This is a genomic window from Sphaerisporangium krabiense, from assembly GCF_014200435.1.
GTDB classification, from domain to species: domain Bacteria; phylum Actinomycetota; class Actinomycetes; order Streptosporangiales; family Streptosporangiaceae; genus Sphaerisporangium; species Sphaerisporangium krabiense.
The window spans coordinates 1,396,729-1,411,768 of sequence record NZ_JACHBR010000002.1; the positions used below are offsets into that span (position 1 = coordinate 1,396,729).

The window sequence follows — 15,040 nt, forward strand, 5'->3', positions numbered from 1 at the left end:
GTCAGTCCTCCTGTCGGCCGCGCCTGCGGCGCGCGGGTTGCTCGGCGTACTCTCCGGCGAACTCGCGCAGCTTGTCGCCCGCCGCCTCCAGCGCGCCCTGCGCGATGCCCTTGGTCTTCGACTTGGCCACGCCTTGCGTCATGTCCTGCATCAGCTCCGGCAGCCCCTTCTGGCCCTCGGTGAGGTCCAGCCGGTTCACCGCCTGGGCGAAGCGCAGGTAGGTGTCCACGCTGGCGACCACGACGCGCGCGTTGATGGTCAGCAGCTCGATGCCCACGAGCGCCACGCTGACGTACGCGTCGATGACCAGACCCTTATCCAGAATCGTGTCGATGACGTCGGCCAATCCGCCGCCCGACGAGGACGGCCTGCCGGCCGCCCCACCTCCTGAGGGCTGCACGATCGTCATTCGCCCTGCTCCTTGTCCTCGTTATCGTGCTGGTCTCGTTGGTCTCGTCGAGCGTGGGCGCCGCGGTTCACCGGCCCTCCTCGCTCCTGCGCCGCGGGCGGCGCGGGGGCGGCTCCTCCGCCTCGGCGCGCCGGCGCCGGACGGGCCGCTTCTCGCCCTCGGCGCGGCGCCGCCGCGCGGGCGGCTCCTCCTCGGCCACCGAGGACCCGCGCCGCGAGGACCGCCGCTCCTCCTCGTCCTCGCGCTCTCCGCGTCCGCCGCGCCCCCTGGACTCCGTCGGCTCGCTGTGCTCCTCACGCCGGGACTCCTCGGCCGGACGGCGACGGCGGGCCGGAGGGCCCTCCTCCTCGGCCGGGCGGGACCTCGGGCCGCGCTCTGCGCGCCTGCCGCCCCAGCCCAGCCGCCGCCGCGCCCGGCCGCGCTCCTCCTCGGGCTCCTCGGCCTCTTCACCCTCTTCTTCTTCGGCCTCTTCGCCTTCTTCGAGCTCTTCTTCGGGCTCCTCTTCCTCGCCCTCCTCGGCCTCGCGGGCCTCCTCCTCGGGCTCCTCCTCCCGCTCGGCCCGCTCGCGCTCCTCTTCCTCCTCGCGCACCACGGTGTCGTGGTCCTTGACGACCTCGCCTTCGTGGATCACGCCGCGCCAGCCCTGGACGTCCTCGGGGTCGGGCAGCACGTGCACCATGATGTGGCGCCGGATGTGCTTGAACTCCAGGCGGACGCGGCGGCCCGGGGCCCGCCACAGGTTGCCGATGTGCTCGATGAGGCCCTTGGGGTGGTATTCCAGCGACATCAGCACCCGGGTCATGGCCGGGGCGAGCGCGTGGAAGGTCACCGACCCGTCCACGTACCCCTTGGCGCCCTTGGAATTCCAGACGATCTTCTCGTCGGGCACCTGCTCGGTGATCGTGGCCTCCCAGGTCCGGCGCGGCAGGAAGACCTGCACCTGCCAGGTGATCTTCTCGTCGCTGTCCTGGGTGACCTTCTCGATCTTCTTGGTGAAGGACGGCCAGTCGGTGAACTGCGTCCAGACGTTGTAGACGAGGCTGATGGGCGCGCCGATGTCGACGCTCTCCACGATGTTGGCGAACTTGAGCTTGCGCTTGCCGAAGCCGAGCTTCCGTTTCAGCCCGCCCCAGGCCATCTTGGCCAGGCCCTTGACGCGCCCGCCGCCGCCTTCCGCCCCCGCGAGCTGGCCCAGGGTGCGGAAGCCGTCCCCCTCGGCGAAGCTGGTGAGCTGCTTGGTGGTACGTTCCACCCTGCGCCGCAGCGCCGACAGCGCGAGCTTGCCCGCGACGCCGGCCAGGCCGCGAATCTGCTTCTTCAGCGGGTTCGACAGCCCGCCCTTGCCGTCGTCGGCCATCCCGTCACTCCCTCCGGCGGACCGGCCGGGACCGCGGCGGCGCCTGCTCGCGCACCACGCGCCCGCGCGGCGCCGGTTCCTCGTCCTCGTCCTCTTCCGGCTCCTCCTCCTCGTACTCCCGGTCCTCCTCTTCGTAGGCCCGGTCGGCCTGGCGCCGCGCACGGGAGGGGCCGCGCCGCGGCGGCTCCTCGTACTCCTCTTCTTCCTCCTCGCCGTAATCGGCGTAGCGGTCCTCGTAGCCCTCTTCCTCTTCCGCTTCCTCGCGGCGCGGGCGCACCCGCTCCCTGGCGCCCCGGAAACCGCTCGCCGCGCGCTCCCTCAGGCCGGACACGCCGCCGCGCGCCGCCCTGGTGGCTCCGGCCGCGGTCCTGGTGGCCTCCGCCGCCGCCTCGCCGGCGGCCTCCTCGGCCCCGGCCGCGACGCCCGCCGCGTGCTGCAGTGCCTCTGCGCGCTCCTGCAGTTTGGAACTGAGCGCGGTGACCTGCCGGGACGCGGCGGCCTTGGCCGCGGCCTTGCCCGCCTCGAACAGCTCGCCCCGGACGCTCTGGAGGATCTTCTCCAGCTCGGGGGAGGCGCTGGCCAGCTTCATCCCCTGTTCCAGCAGGTTGCCGCGGGCTCCGCCGAGCTTGCCCGTCGCGCCCGCCACCGCCAGGGCGATCGCCAGCTTGAATTTGCGATGCCTGCCGAGGAAGTAGCCGAGGGCGACCGCCGCGGCCACCTTGAGTCCGCTTACCACGACTGCCTCCTTCTCCGGCTGAGGGATCGACGGTTGCTGCCCTACCCGCCCACATCAGCACAGAACGCGCTTGACCGGAAAAAATGGACATAGCACGCGGAGAAGATGAAAGTGCTCGCTCCGGCCTTACGCCAGCGCGGCGAAGAAGCGCTCCCGCTCGTCCTCAGGCAGGTGATCGCTGAACAGCACGCCGTCCAGGTGGTCGGCCTCGTGCTGCAGCACCCGGGCCAGCATGCCGAGCGCCCGGACGGTGACCGGCTTGCCGAACATGTCACGGCCCTTGGCGACCACCGAGTACGACCGCTCCAGCGGCCACCACACGCCCGGCGCCGACAGGCACGCCTCGTCGGCGACGATCCTGCGCTCGGACGCCTCCAGACGAGGGTTCACCAGGTGCCCCGCGCGGCCGTCCAGGTCGAACACGAGCACCCGCAGCGGCACGCCGATCTGCGGCGCGGCCAGCCCCGCGCGGCCAGCCCCGGCGCGGATGGTCACCTGCAGGGACTTGACCAGCTCACGCAGGGAGCGGTCGAAGGCGGTGACCGGCTCGGCAACGGTGCGCAACACCGGGTCGGCGAAGAGCCTGATCGGCTGGACGCTGGTCATGCGCGCTCCCGGGGGTGTCGGCGGACGGCTGGACGCCTCCGAGGGATTCCCGGATCGGCGCGAACACAATCGTCGCCGAAGATAGGCCGCCCCGGCGCCGTCCGCGAATCGGACGTGGGGCGCCTGGATGTAGCACAGAGGTAACAGGAGGGACCCAGCGGCGAAACGGCCGGAAAGCACCATCGGAACCATGCCGATCTCACACTCCCCGCAGGCGACTGTGATGCCGCCCGCGCGGGCCGCCGACCCCGGCGCCCCGGCCCGCGTCCCCCGGCCCTCCTCCGCAGGGGCGGCGGACGCGCTCCCGGCCCTCCGCCCGCGGACCGCGCCCGACGCGCTGGCCGGCTTCACCATCGGGGTCACCGCCGACCGCGGCGGCGAGGAGCTCGCCGCCCTCCTCGAACGCCGGGGCGCCCGCGTCGTGCGCGCCCCCGCCATCCGCCTGGTCCCGCTGCCCGACGACGCGCCCCTGCTCGCCGCCACCCTCGCCTGCCTGGACGCCCCCGTCCACGACGTCGTCGTCACCACGGGCGCGGGCTTTCGCGGCTGGATGGCGGCCGCCGACGGCTGGGGGCTCGGCGCCGAGCTGACCGCCCGCCTCTCCCAGGCCCGCCTGCTGTGCCGCGGGCCCAAGTCCCGCGGCGCCGTGCGCGCCGCCGGGCTCGCCGAGCACCGGAGCCCGCCCGCCGACTTCCTGGAGGACATCGAACGGTACCTGCTGGATCAGGACCTGCGCGGACGCCGCGTCGTCCTGCAGCCGCCGGGCGAGCCGCTCGCCGGGCTCGCCGCCGCCCTGCGCGCCGCGGGGGCCACCGTGATCGAGGCCCCGGTCTACCGCTGGACGCCCAGCCGGGACCCCTCGCCGCTGCACCGCCTCATCGTCAGGACCATCGCGGGCTCGATCGACGCCATCGCCTTCACCAGCGCGCCCGCCGTGCGCGCCACGCTCGACGCCGCCCGCGCCGGGCACCTGGAGGAGCCGCTGCTCACGGCGCTCGCCGGCTCGGCCGTGGCCGCCTGCGTCGGCCCGGTCACCGCCGCGCCGCTGCGCGCCAGGGGCGTCCCGGTGGTCCAGCCCGGCACGTCACGGCTCGGCGCGCTCGCCCACGCCCTGGCCGGGCATCTGCCCGAGCACGGCGTCACCCGGCTCACCGCGGGCGCCCACCGCCTGGAGATCCGCGGGCACGCCGTCGCCGTCGACGGCGAGCTGCAACCCCTGCCGCCCGCGCCCATGGCCGTGCTCAAACGGCTGGCCGAGCGCCCCGGGCACGTCGTCAGCCGCGCCGAGCTGCGCGTCGTGCTGCCCGGCGGCCCCGAGCGCGACTCGGCCGAGCACGCGGTCGAGATGGCCGTCACCCGGCTGCGCCGCGCCCTCGGCCGCGCCGGCATCGTCGAGACCGTGGTCAAGCGCGGCTACCGGCTGGCCTGCGACCGGCGGACGGCCGCAGCGGTCAGGACAGCGCGGCCGAAGGAGAACTGACCGCCTCCAGCCGCAGCTCACGCACGATCTCGGCCGCGCAGTCGTCGCGCGACAGGCCCGAGCCCGCCCCGATGAACGCCTCGTAGTAGGCGTGGCGGAAGCAGCCCGCGAGCAGCAACCGGGCGCTCGCCTCCGGGGTGACGTCGGGCGCTACCCGGCCGAGGCTCCGCTCCATCGCCAGGTACTCGGCCAGCGGGGCGATCTCGGCGGCGGGGCCGAGATCGGTCTCGCGCAGGGCCTCGCGGAAGCGCACGGTCATCGACGGCGAGATGAACGCGGGCATCGCCGCGGCCTGCACCTCGGCGTAGTAGTCGATGCCCGCCCGCGCCACCGGCAGCAGGTTGTCGTTCACCCGGCCCTTGCCGGCCTTCTGCAGCAGAGCGTCCAGCGTGCGCAGCCAGACGGGCAGGCGGTCCTGCAGCAGGACCAGGAACAGGTCCACCGCCTGGGCGGGGGTCGCGCCGCGGAGCTGCGGGTACGCGGCGCCGTCCGGCGGACGCGACGCGTCCCGGACGTCCTGTTTCAGATATGCGGCCATTTCGAGGACGCGTCGCCGCGTCTCCTGTGCCTTCTTGTGCGGGTCAGGGTATTGAGTCATCGCCATGGGGATCCCAGGGTGCGCAGTATGTAAAGGTTCAGCACGCGGGTGGCGTTGAGGCCGGGGGTGCGCGGAGCCGGAGGCTGTCTCCGTTGTCGAATCGTCGCCGCGTGTGAGGTGCCGCCCGGACGTGCGGGTGCGGAACGACGCAGCGGCCAATTATTACCCGAGATCGGCGGCGCGCGCCGAGATTAACGAGAACTTCACGCGCCGCGGGCCGTCACAGCGCGTCACCGAGCCGCCCGTCCCGCGGCGCGGACGGGGGCGTTCCAGGGCCGCTCAGCCGTCGCTGTCGCGGTCGCGCCGGCGCAGGTAACGCTCGAACTCCGCCGCGATGGCGTCGCCGCTGGCCTCCGGCAGGTCGGCGGCGTCCTTGCGCTCCTCCAGCTCGCGGACGTACTCGGCCACCTCGGAGTCCTGCGCGGCCAGCTCGTCCACCCCGTGCTCCCACGCCCGGGCCTCCTCGGGCAGGTCGCCGAGCGGCATGGGGATCTCCAGGATCTCCTCCATGCGGCTCAGCAGCGCGAGCGTGGCCTTCGGGTTCGGAGGCTGGGCCACGTAGTGCGGCACCGACGCCCACAGCGAGATCGTCTTGGTGCCCGCCGCGCCCAGGGAGTGCTGCAGGACCCCGACGATGCCCGTCGGGCCCTCGTACCGGGTGAGCTCAAGGTTCAGGGCGCGGGCCAGGCCCGGATCGCTCACGCTGCCCACGATGGGCACGGGCCGCGTGTGCGGGGAGTCGTTCAGCAGCGCGCCGAGCAGCACCGCCGTCTCCACGCCCAGCTCCAGGGAGATGCCGACGATCTCCGAGCAGAAGGTGCGCCAGCGCATGTTCGGCTCGATGCCGCGCAGCAGCACGACGTCACGCTCGCTGCCCGGGGGCCGCGCCACCAGCAGGCGCGTCGTCGGCCACACGATCGAACGGGCGACGCCGTCGCCGAGCTCGACGACGGGGCGGGTCACCTGGAAGTCGTAGTAGTCCTCGGGGTCGAGCTCGACCAGAGGGGTGGCCTTCCACGCCGTCTCAAGATGCGCGAGAGCGCCGCTCGACGCCTCGCCCGCGTCGTTCCAGCCTTCGAACGCGGCGATCAGCACCGGGTCGACGAGCTCGGGAAGCCCTTCGAGCTCGATCACGCGCCGCCTCCTCCTGGCCTGGCTGAGGGCGTTCGCGGGATGAATCGCCCCCTCGGCCGCCGGCGGCGGCCTTATGCCTAACCAAGCCTATTCGTTGAGGGGCGGTCAGTGTCACCGAGAGGGGGATAGCCGTACGCGAGACCGTCCGAATTGGACGCCGCGCATCGGCGCCGGGTTTCGTTTTCCCCTGGCCGCTAGGCTTGGGCGCATGAACCGTGAAGCCTCCTCTTTCAGGCGTGAGCTCTCCCAGCGCGTCCTGGTGGCCGATGGTGCGATGGGCACCATGTTGCAGGCCTATGACCCCTCGCTGGATGACTTCGATGGTCATGAGGGGTGTAACGAGGTGTTGAACGTCACGCGTCCGGACATCGTGCGCGGGGTGCATGAGGCCTACTTCGCGGTGGGTGTGGATTGCGTGGAGACCAATACCTTCGGGGCGAATCTGGCGGCGCTGGGGGAGTACGGCATCGCCGATCGGGTGTTCGAGCTGTCGCGGGCCGGGGCGGCGCTGGCGCGGGAGGCGGCGGATGGGTTCGCTTCGGTGGAGCGGCCGCGGTTCGTGCTCGGGTCGATGGGGCCGGGGACCAAGCTGCCGACGCTGGGGCATGTGGCGTTCGAGGCGTTGCGGGATGCTTATGAGGCGAACGCGGCGGGGTTGATCGCGGGTGGGGCTGATGCGTTGATCGTGGAGACGTGTCAGGATTTGTTGCAGGTCAAGGCGGCGGTGGTGGGGGCGCGGCGGGCGATCGAGGCGGCGGGGCGTGATGTGCCGGTGATCGCGCAGGTGACGATCGAGACCAACGGGGCGATGCTGCTGGGGTCGGAGATCGGGGCGGCGCTTTCGGCGATCGAGCCGCTGGGTGTGGATGTGCTGGGGTTGAACTGCGCGACCGGTCCGGCCGAGATGAGCGAGCATCTGCGGTATCTGGCCCGGCATGCCCGGCTGCCGCTCTCCTGCATGCCCAATGCGGGGTTGCCGGAGCTGACCGCCGATGGGGCGCGGTATCCGCTGTCGCCGGAGGAGCTGGCGGCGGCGCATGTGCAGTTCACCGCCGAGTACGGTCTGGGCCTGGTCGGCGGCTGCTGCGGCACCACCCCGGAGCATCTGCGCCAGGTGGTGGAGGCGGTCGGCGGCCATGAGCCGGTGGAGCGCCGCCCGCGGCCGGAGCCGGGGGCGTCGTCGTTGTACCAGCATGTGCCGTTCCGGCAGGACACCTCGTATCTGGCGATCGGGGAGCGCACCAACGCCAACGGCTCCAAGGCGTTCCGTGAGGCGATGCTGGCGGAGAACTGGGACGAGTGCGTGGAGATCGCCCGGGGCCAGGTGCGTGACGGGGCGCACATGCTGGATCTGTGTGTGGATTATGTCGGCCGGGATGGTGTGGCCGATATGCGGGAGTTGGCGTTCCGGTTCGCCACGGCCTCGACGTTGCCGATCGTTCTGGACTCCACCGAGCCGGCGGTGTTGCGGGCCGGGCTGGAGATGCTGGGCGGGCGGGCGATCATCAACTCGGTGAACTACGAGGACGGCGACGGCCCCGATTCCCGGTTCACCAAGATCATGGGGCTGGTCAAGGAGCACGGCGCGGCCGTGGTCGCGCTGACCATCGATGAGGAGGGTCAGGCGCGCACCGCGGACTGGAAGGTGCGGGTGGCCTCCCGCCTGATCGAGGACCTGACCACCAATTGGGGAATGCGGGTCGAGGACATCATCATCGACTGCCTGACCTTCCCGATCGCCACCGGCCAGGAGGAGACCCGCCGGGACGGTCTGGAGACGATCGAGGCGATCCGGGAGATCAAGCGCCGCTACCCGCAGGTGCAGACCACCCTGGGGTTGTCGAACATCTCCTTCGGGCTCAACCCGGCCGCCCGCATCGTGCTGAACTCGGTGTTCTTGAACGAGTGCGTGAACGCGGGGCTGGATTCGGCGATCGTGCACGCCTCCAAGATCGTGCCGATGGCGCGCATTCCCGACGAGCAGCGCCAGGTGGCGTTGGACATGGTCTATGACCGGCGGCGTGAGGATTACGACCCGCTGGCGGTGTTCATGCAGTTGTTCGAGGGGGTGGACGCGGCGGCGATGCGCGCCGACCGGGCCGCCGAACTGGCGGCGATGCCGCTGGCCGAGCGGCTGAAGGCGCGCATCGTGGACGGGGAGCGCAAGGGCCTGGAGGCCGATCTGGATGAGGCGCTTGTCACCCGTCCCGCCCTGGAGATCATCAACGAGGTGTTGCTGGAGGGCATGAAGACGGTCGGGGAGCTGTTCGGCTCGGGCCAGATGCAGTTGCCGTTCGTGTTGCAGTCGGCCGAGGTGATGAAGGCCGCGGTGGCGTATCTGGAGCCGCACATGGACCGGGTGGAGGGCCAGTCCAAGGGCCGGATCGTTTTGGCCACCGTCAAGGGCGACGTGCACGACATCGGCAAGAACCTGGTGGACATCATCTTGTCCAACAACGGCTATGAGGTCATCAACCTGGGCATCAAGCAGCCGGTGTCGGCCATCTTGGAGGCCGCGGTGGAAAAGGACGCCGATGTGATCGGCATGTCCGGGCTGCTGGTCAAATCCACCGTCATCATGAAGGAGAACCTGCAGGAGATGAACTCCCGCGGCATCTCCACCCGCTTCCCGGTCCTGCTGGGCGGCGCCGCGCTGACCCGGGCGTTCGTGGAACAGGACCTGGCCGACACCTTCCAAGGCCAGGTCCGTTACGCCCGGGACGCCTTTGAGGGGCTGCGGCTGATGGACGCCTTCATGGCCGTCAAACGCGGCACCCCCGGCGCCGCGCTGCCGCCGCTGCGTGAACGCCGCGTCAAGACCGGCGCCACCCTGGTCCGTACCCCTGAGCAGGAGCTGCCCGCCCGCTCCGATGTCGCCGCCGACAACCCGGTGCCTGCCGCGCCGTTCTTGGGGGACCGGGTGGTCAAGGGCATCCCGCTGGCCGACTACGCCGCGTTCCTGGACGAGCGGGCCACCTTCATGGGCCAGTGGGGCCTCAAACCCGCCCGCGGCGGCAGCGGCCAGGGCGGTTCGGGGCCCTCCTATGAGGAGCTGGTGGAGACCGAGGGCCGGCCGCGGTTGCGGATGTGGCTGGAGCGGCTGCAGACCGAGAACCTGCTGCAGGCCGCGGTGGTCTACGGCTACTTCCCGTGCGTGTCGGCCGGCGATGACCTGATCATCCTGGATGAGGCGGGGCGGGAGCGGACCCGGTTCTCCTTCCCGCGCCAGCGCCGGGACCGGCATCTGTGCCTGTCGGACTTCTTCCGCCCGGCGGGGTCGGGACAGGTGGATGTGGTGGGGTTCCAGGTGGTCACCATGGGGGAGCGGATCTCGCAGGCGACCGCGGAGTTGTTCGCCAAGGACGCCTACCGGGACTATCTGGAGTTGCACGGGTTGTCGGTGCAGCTGACCGAGGCGCTGGCCGAGTACTGGCACGCCCGGGTGCGGGCGGAGCTGGGCATCGGCGGGGGCGAGGCGCTGGAGGACATGCTGAAGGTCAACTTCGCCGGTTGCCGGTACTCCTTCGGCTACCCGGCCTGCCCGAACCTTGAGGACCAGCGGCAGCTGTTCGAGCTGCTGGACCCGCAGCGGATCGGGGTGTCGCTGTCGGAGGAGTTCCAGCTGCACCCCGAGCAGGCGACCTCGGCGATGATCGTTCACCACCCCGAAGCCAAATACTTCAACGTCTGACCCCTGTCGGCCAGACGGTACGGTCATGGTGTACCTAAAGCCGACAGGAGGGTTCTAAGTGGACGCGGTCTTCTTCGACATGGACGGGCTTCTCGTGGACACCGAGAAGCTCTGGTTTCAGGTCGAGTCCGACGTCATGCGACGTCTGGGGGCCGCGTGGACCCAGGCCGACCAGGAGAATCTGGTCGGCGGTTCCATGCCGGCGACGGTGGCGTACATGCTGAGGGTCGCGGGGTCGGACCGCGACCCCGCCGAGGTCGAGGCGTGGATGCTCGACGGCGTGCTCGCCCTGCTGGCGGACGGCTTCGACGCGATGCCCGGCGCCCTGGAACTGCTGGGCGAGATCCGCGCGGCGGGGGTGCCCACGGGGCTGGTCACCTCCTCCGCCCGGCTGATGGCGGACTCGGTGCTGAACGGCATCGGCCGCGAGCACTTCGACATCGTCGTCACCGGGGACGACGTGCGGAACTTCAAGCCGGCCCCCGAGCCGTACCTGCTGGCGGCGGAGCGGGTGGGCGTGCCGCCCGCGCGGTGCGTGGCGCTGGAGGACTCCCCGAACGGCGTCGCCGCCGCCACCGCGGCGGGGTGCGCGGTCGTGGCGGTCCCGAGCGTCGTCCCCGTCCCGCCGGCGCCGAGGCGCCTGGTCGTCGAGTCGCTGAAGCAGGTGGACGTGGCGGCGCTGCGCGCCCTCGCGGCCTCCTGAGGCTACGCGCCCCCGTCCCGGAGGAGGTTCCTCCTCCTCCCCTAGGGGGTGGCCCCTCCTTGGGGAGGAGGGGACGGCGCGCGTCCGCGTGCCAGGATGGAACGGAGAGCCGTGAACAAGGGGGCGAGCCTTTATGTCGTTCGACCAGATCGCCTGGCTTCCGCTGTGCGGAGGACTGACCGCCGTCGGCCTGGTGCTCAGCTTTCTGGCGTTCCGCAGGCGGGGGGCGGCGTCCGGCCTGCGCCTGGCCGCGTGGTCGCTGATCCCGGTCGCCGCCTACCTGACCGGCGCGCTGTCCACGCTGTGGAAGATGGGCACGGCCGCCGTGGGCTTCGTCACGGGGCTGGTGTTCTCGCCGACGGTCTGGGCGGGCGTGGCCGTGACGGGGCTGGCCGTCGTGCTGTACCTGGTGTCCGGCGTCATGCTGGGCCGGGGCGCCGCCCGGCAGCGGTCCGGGAAGAAGGCCGCTCCGGAGTCCGTCCCTGAGGCCGCGGGCGCCCCGGCGGTGAGCGCGGGCGCGCCGACGCAGCCGAACCGGCCGCCGCTGCCCCGCCGCCGTCCCGCCGCCGCCGCGGCGGCGCCCGCCGACGACGACCTGTCGGACATCGAAGAGATCCTCAAGCGCCGCGGTATCAGCTAGCGCGCCCCCGCGCCGACGGTGAGTTCGCCGTGCGGTGGACGGTGGCGTGCCCTCCACCGCACGGGTGCGGCCGGCGCGGCCGGATCCGCCGCGGCCGCTTTCTCGCGTTGGGCTGACAGGGGCCGGCGGCGAGCGCCGCCGCGCGCGGGCGGAGGCACGTACGGCATGCCCCCGTCCGGGCGGCGACGACCAAGACATACCCCACATCGCGGGCGAGCGCACCCCGGTGCCGAAGATCTGTGATATGCGCGCCCATCCCTGTACCCGGCGACCACGGCGGCGCCCGTTCGTCCGGGGTCGTGAGAAACCGCCGCCCGGCGCGCGGATCTGTGCGTACGGTGGCGATGTCATCACGTTTCTGTAACGGTATGGCGACGCCGGTGTGCCTCCGGATAGGCCGAGACGCCCCTCGATAAGATCGACAGTCCTTGATCACGCCCAGGGTCCGCGCGGCCGTGCCCGGCGCCGGGCCGGCGCCGGGGCGTCACGAGGGCGCGCGCGGCCGGGTTTCGCGTGCCGTGTCACGGTTCTGAGACACAACCCGGACAGGTCCCGAATATTCGGTCCAAGATCGATACGAATGAATTTCGCAAGAATCACAGTTGAGCCACATAGCGTGCGAGGGTACTGGTCATCGCAGCTCAGCACGTAGATTCTGCGTCCGGGGCCATATACACGGCCCTGCATGCAACATGGGGCGACGCCCGCCCGCCACCTCCGGACGGGCGGCCGCGCCAGACGGACAACGTCGTCTGGGATCCAGGGAGCCGACACTTATGACCGCACCGCTCGACGCCTCCAGCAAGGAGCTGGAGGCCTCGCCGGAGGCCGTGCTCGACGGGCCGGCCAAGGCGATCCAGGGCCGGTCGCTCGGACAGATCGCATGGATGCGGCTCAAGCGCGACCGTGTCGCCGTGGTCGGCGGCGTGGTGATCGTCCTGCTGATCCTCATCGCGATCTTCGCGCCGTTGCTGGTGTCGTGGCTCGGTCATCCGCCCGCGGAGTGGCACCGGGAGAAGATCGACCCCGCCATCCAGGCTCCCATCGGCTCCTTCGGCGGCATGAGCTGGGACTTCCTGTTCGGCGTCGAGCCGACCACCGGCCGTGACCTGTTCAGCCGGGTCCTGTACGGCGCGCGCATCTCGCTGCTGATCGCGTTCTTCGCGACCCTGCTGTGCGTGATGCTCGGCACGCTGCTCGGCATGATCGCCGGCTTCTTCGGCGGCTGGGTCGACATGATCATCAGCCGGTTGATGGACATCTTCCTCGCCTTCCCGCTGCTGGTGTTCGCGCTGGCGCTGGCGGGGGTGATCCCGGACAAGGCGTTCGGCCTCTCGGGGGACACGCTGAGGATCACGCTGCTCGTGTTCATCATCGGCTTCTTCAACTGGCCTTATATAGGCCGGATCATCCGCGGCCAGACACTGTCCCTGCGGGAACGGGAGTTCGTCGACGCCTCCAGAAGCCTGGGCGCGCGCAGCCACACGATCCTGTTCAAGGAGATCCTCCCCAACCTGCTGGCGCCGATCCTCGTCTACGCGACGCTGCTGATCCCGACGAACATCCTGTTCGAGGCCGCGCTGTCCTTCCTCGGGGTCGGCGTCCGGCCGCCCACCCCGACGTGGGGAGGCATGCTGGCCGACGCGGTGCACAACTATCAGGTGGCGCCCAACTACATGATCTTCCCCGGTCTCGCGATCTTCATCACCGTGCTGTCGTTCAACCTGCTCGGTGACGGCCTGAGGGACGCCTTCGATCCCAAGGCCCGATGAGCGCGTGAGTGTTTCGCAATTTCGGTACTCCTAGCTTCAAGGGGTGTGTCAGGTCCATGAACCTCAAATCCAAGGCGTCGGCGGTGGTGGCCACCGCGGGCCTCGCCCTGGTAGTGGCCGCCTGCGGTGGCGGCGGCGGCGCCAAGAGCGGCTCCAGCGGCGGCGGTGACGCGGCGGCTCCCTCCAGCAAGTTCAACGCCGGGGTCGAGCAGGTCGTGAACCCCTCGGAGAAGGCGGGCGGCACCCTCCACATGGGCATGCCGGGCGACTTCGACTCCGTCGACCCGGGTGACATGTACTACGGCTACGCGTGGAACTTCGCGCGTCTCTACAGCCGCGCGCTCACCATGTTCAAGCCCGTGCCGGGTCAGGAGGGCCTCCAGCTCGTCCCGGACCTCGCCGAAGAGCTCGGCAAGCCGAGCGACGGCGGCAAGACCTGGACGTACAAGCTCCGCGCGGGCGTGAAGTTCGAGGACGGCACCCCCATCACGTCCAAGGACGTGAAGTACGCCGTCGCCCGCTCCCTCGACAAGGACATCCTTCCGAGCGGCCCGACCTACTTCAACGACTGGATCGACGCCGGCGACTACAAGGGCCCGTACAAGGACAAGGGCAAGATCGACGGCTGGAAGGGCATCGAGACCCCCGACGACCAGACCATCGTCTTCCACCTGAAGAAGGCGTACGGCGGTTTCGACTACTTCGCGATGCTCCCGCAGACGGCTCCCGTGCCGGCGGCCAAGGACACCGGCTCCAAGTACAAGGAGCACCCGGTCGCCAGCGGCCCCTACATGTTCAAGTCGCACGAGCTGGGCAAGCGGATCGAACTGGTCAAGAACCCCAACTGGGACCCGGCCAGCGACCCCAACCGCAAGCAGCTCAACGACTCCATCGAGGTGCTGCTGGGCCAGAACGAGGACGACCTCGACCAGCGCCTGCTCTCCGGCAAGATCGACGTCAAGGTGAACAGCACCGGTGTCGGCGCCAACGCGCGCAAGAGCGTCCTGACCGACGACAAGCGCAAGCAGTACTCCGACTCCGCGCCGATCGCGCGCACTTGGTTCACCAACATCAACGGTGACGTGCCGCCGTTCGACAACGTCCACTGCCGCAAGGCCGTGATGTACGCCGCGGACCGCTCGGCCATCCAGGGCGTCTACGGCGGCCCCGACGCCGGCGGCGACGTGGCGCTCAGCCTCATGCCCAAGACGATGACCGGCTACAAGAAGATCGACCCCTACGGCGTCGAAGCCCACCCCACCGGCGACGTCGACAAGGCCAAGCAGGAGCTGACGGCCTGCGGCCAGCCCAACGGCTTCAGCACCAGCATCTCCTTCCGTAACGAGCGGGCCGCCGAGAAGCAGACCGCCGAGGCGCTGCAGCAGTCGCTCGGCCGGATCGGCATCAAGCTGGAGCTCAAGGGCTACCCGCAGGGCGACTACTTCAAGCTGTACGCCGGCAAGCCCGAGTTCGCCACGAAGAACAACCTGGGCCTCATGGTCTACGGCTGGGGCGCCGACTACCCCGAGGGCTTCGGCTTCTTCCAGCAGATCGTCGACAGCCGGGTCATCCGCCCCGCGGGCAACACCAACCTCACGGTGAAGGACCCGGAGATCGACAAGCTCATCGACCAGGCGGCCGGCGAGACCGACGCCGCCAAGCGCAACGACGTCTGGGCGCAGGTCGACGCGAAGGTCATGGACGACGCGTTCATCCTTCCGTACGTGTGGGCGCACGGCCTGTTCTACCGGCCGGCCACGCTGAAGAACGTCTTCGTCAGCCAGAACTGGGGCACGTACGAGTACCTCACGCTGAGCACCCAGTAAACCGGTCCGGGAGAACCCCGGGAACGCTCGTCGAAAGCAGGTGAAGGCTTCGGCGGCCGGGCCCCACCGGGCCCGGCCGCCATGGCCG

12 protein-coding genes are annotated in these 15,040 nt (G+C 70.7%); 6 read left to right on the forward strand and 6 right to left on the reverse strand.

Going from position 1 to position 15,040, the window contains the following annotated elements; translation table 11 throughout:
- Window position 1 precedes the first annotated feature (1 nt).
- The 4 genes from gvpJ to def form a co-directional block, all read right to left on the reverse strand.
- Window positions 2-409 carry a gas vesicle protein GvpJ gene (gene gvpJ / locus BJ981_RS34120; protein ID WP_184617466.1) on the reverse strand — a complete coding sequence of 136 codons (408 nt, stop codon included), beginning with the start codon at window positions 407-409 and terminating at the stop codon, window positions 2-4.
- 67 nt (window positions 410-476) lie between these two features.
- A complete protein-coding gene (locus BJ981_RS34125; protein WP_184617467.1) occupies window positions 477-1,766 on the reverse strand; it encodes an SRPBCC family protein in 1,290 nt (429 codons plus the stop codon).
- A 4-nt stretch (window positions 1,767-1,770) separates the two neighbouring features.
- A complete protein-coding gene (locus tag BJ981_RS34130) occupies window positions 1,771-2,502 on the reverse strand; it encodes a hypothetical protein (protein ID WP_184617468.1) in 732 nt (243 codons plus the stop codon).
- Between the two features lie 126 nt (window positions 2,503-2,628).
- A complete protein-coding gene (gene def / locus BJ981_RS34135; protein ID WP_184617469.1) occupies window positions 2,629-3,108 on the reverse strand; it encodes a peptide deformylase in 480 nt (159 codons plus the stop codon).
- Between the two features lie 190 nt (window positions 3,109-3,298).
- Here def and BJ981_RS34140 point away from each other — a divergent pair, with 190 nt between their 5' ends.
- Window positions 3,299-4,588, forward strand: coding sequence for a uroporphyrinogen-III synthase (locus BJ981_RS34140; RefSeq protein ID WP_239139656.1), 1,290 nt, complete (start codon window positions 3,299-3,301; stop codon window positions 4,586-4,588).
- On the opposite strand, the gene BJ981_RS34145 is transcribed toward BJ981_RS34140, so the two are convergent.
- Together BJ981_RS34145 and BJ981_RS34150 are read right to left on the reverse strand one after the other, a co-directional pair.
- The gene (locus BJ981_RS34145) at window positions 4,560-5,186 is read right to left on the reverse strand and encodes a hypothetical protein (RefSeq protein ID WP_184617470.1); all 627 of its coding nucleotides are present in this window, start codon (window positions 5,184-5,186) and stop codon (window positions 4,560-4,562) included. The genes BJ981_RS34140 and BJ981_RS34145 overlap by 29 nt on opposite strands.
- A 279-nt stretch (window positions 5,187-5,465) precedes the next feature.
- Window positions 5,466-6,320 carry a PAC2 family protein gene (locus BJ981_RS34150; RefSeq protein WP_184617471.1) on the reverse strand — a complete coding sequence of 285 codons (855 nt, stop codon included), beginning with the start codon at window positions 6,318-6,320 and terminating at the stop codon, window positions 5,466-5,468.
- 208 nt (window positions 6,321-6,528) lie between these two features.
- Between BJ981_RS34150 and metH the strand changes: the two genes are divergently transcribed.
- The 5 genes from metH (at window position 6,529) to BJ981_RS34175 (ending at window position 14,952) form a co-directional block, all read left to right on the forward strand.
- Window positions 6,529-10,011: a methionine synthase gene (gene metH / locus BJ981_RS34155; protein WP_184617472.1), complete on the forward strand. Its 3,483-nt coding sequence runs from the start codon at window positions 6,529-6,531 to the stop codon at window positions 10,009-10,011.
- A gap of 58 nt (window positions 10,012-10,069) precedes the next feature.
- Window positions 10,070-10,714: an HAD family hydrolase gene (locus BJ981_RS34160; protein WP_184617473.1), complete on the forward strand. Its 645-nt coding sequence runs from the start codon at window positions 10,070-10,072 to the stop codon at window positions 10,712-10,714.
- Window positions 10,715-10,847: 133 nt separating this feature from the next.
- Window positions 10,848-11,354, forward strand: coding sequence for a cellulose synthase (locus BJ981_RS34165; RefSeq protein ID WP_184617474.1), 507 nt, complete (start codon window positions 10,848-10,850; stop codon window positions 11,352-11,354).
- 776 nt (window positions 11,355-12,130) lie between these two features.
- Window positions 12,131-13,126 carry an ABC transporter permease gene (locus tag BJ981_RS34170; protein ID WP_184617475.1) on the forward strand — a complete coding sequence of 332 codons (996 nt, stop codon included), beginning with the start codon at window positions 12,131-12,133 and terminating at the stop codon, window positions 13,124-13,126.
- A 56-nt stretch (window positions 13,127-13,182) separates the two neighbouring features.
- On the forward strand, window positions 13,183-14,952 hold the full coding sequence (locus BJ981_RS34175; RefSeq protein ID WP_184617476.1) for an ABC transporter substrate-binding protein: 1,770 nt from the start codon (window positions 13,183-13,185) through the stop codon (window positions 14,950-14,952).
- The last annotated feature ends 88 nt before the right edge of the window (window positions 14,953-15,040 follow it).

Bases quoted from the DNA above. Each gene is read 5' to 3' on its own strand.
- gvpJ (WP_184617466.1), bottom strand. From the start codon at position 409: ATGACGATCGTGCAGCCCTCAGGAGGTGGGGCGGCCGGCAGGCCGTCC.
- BJ981_RS34125 (WP_184617467.1), bottom strand. From the start codon at position 1,766: ATGGCCGACGACGGCAAGGGCGGGCTGTCGAACCCGCTGAAGAAGCAG.
- def (WP_184617469.1), bottom strand. From the start codon at position 3,108: ATGACCAGCGTCCAGCCGATCAGGCTCTTCGCCGACCCGGTGTTGCGC.
- BJ981_RS34140 (WP_239139656.1), top strand. From the start codon at position 3,299: ATGCCGATCTCACACTCCCCGCAGGCGACTGTGATGCCGCCCGCGCGG.
- BJ981_RS34145 (WP_184617470.1), bottom strand. From the start codon at position 5,186: ATGACTCAATACCCTGACCCGCACAAGAAGGCACAGGAGACGCGGCGA.
- metH (WP_184617472.1), top strand. From the start codon at position 6,529: ATGAACCGTGAAGCCTCCTCTTTCAGGCGTGAGCTCTCCCAGCGCGTC.
- BJ981_RS34165 (WP_184617474.1), top strand. From the start codon at position 10,848: ATGTCGTTCGACCAGATCGCCTGGCTTCCGCTGTGCGGAGGACTGACC.
- BJ981_RS34170 (WP_184617475.1), top strand. From the start codon at position 12,131: ATGACCGCACCGCTCGACGCCTCCAGCAAGGAGCTGGAGGCCTCGCCG.
- BJ981_RS34175 (WP_184617476.1), top strand. From the start codon at position 13,183: ATGAACCTCAAATCCAAGGCGTCGGCGGTGGTGGCCACCGCGGGCCTC.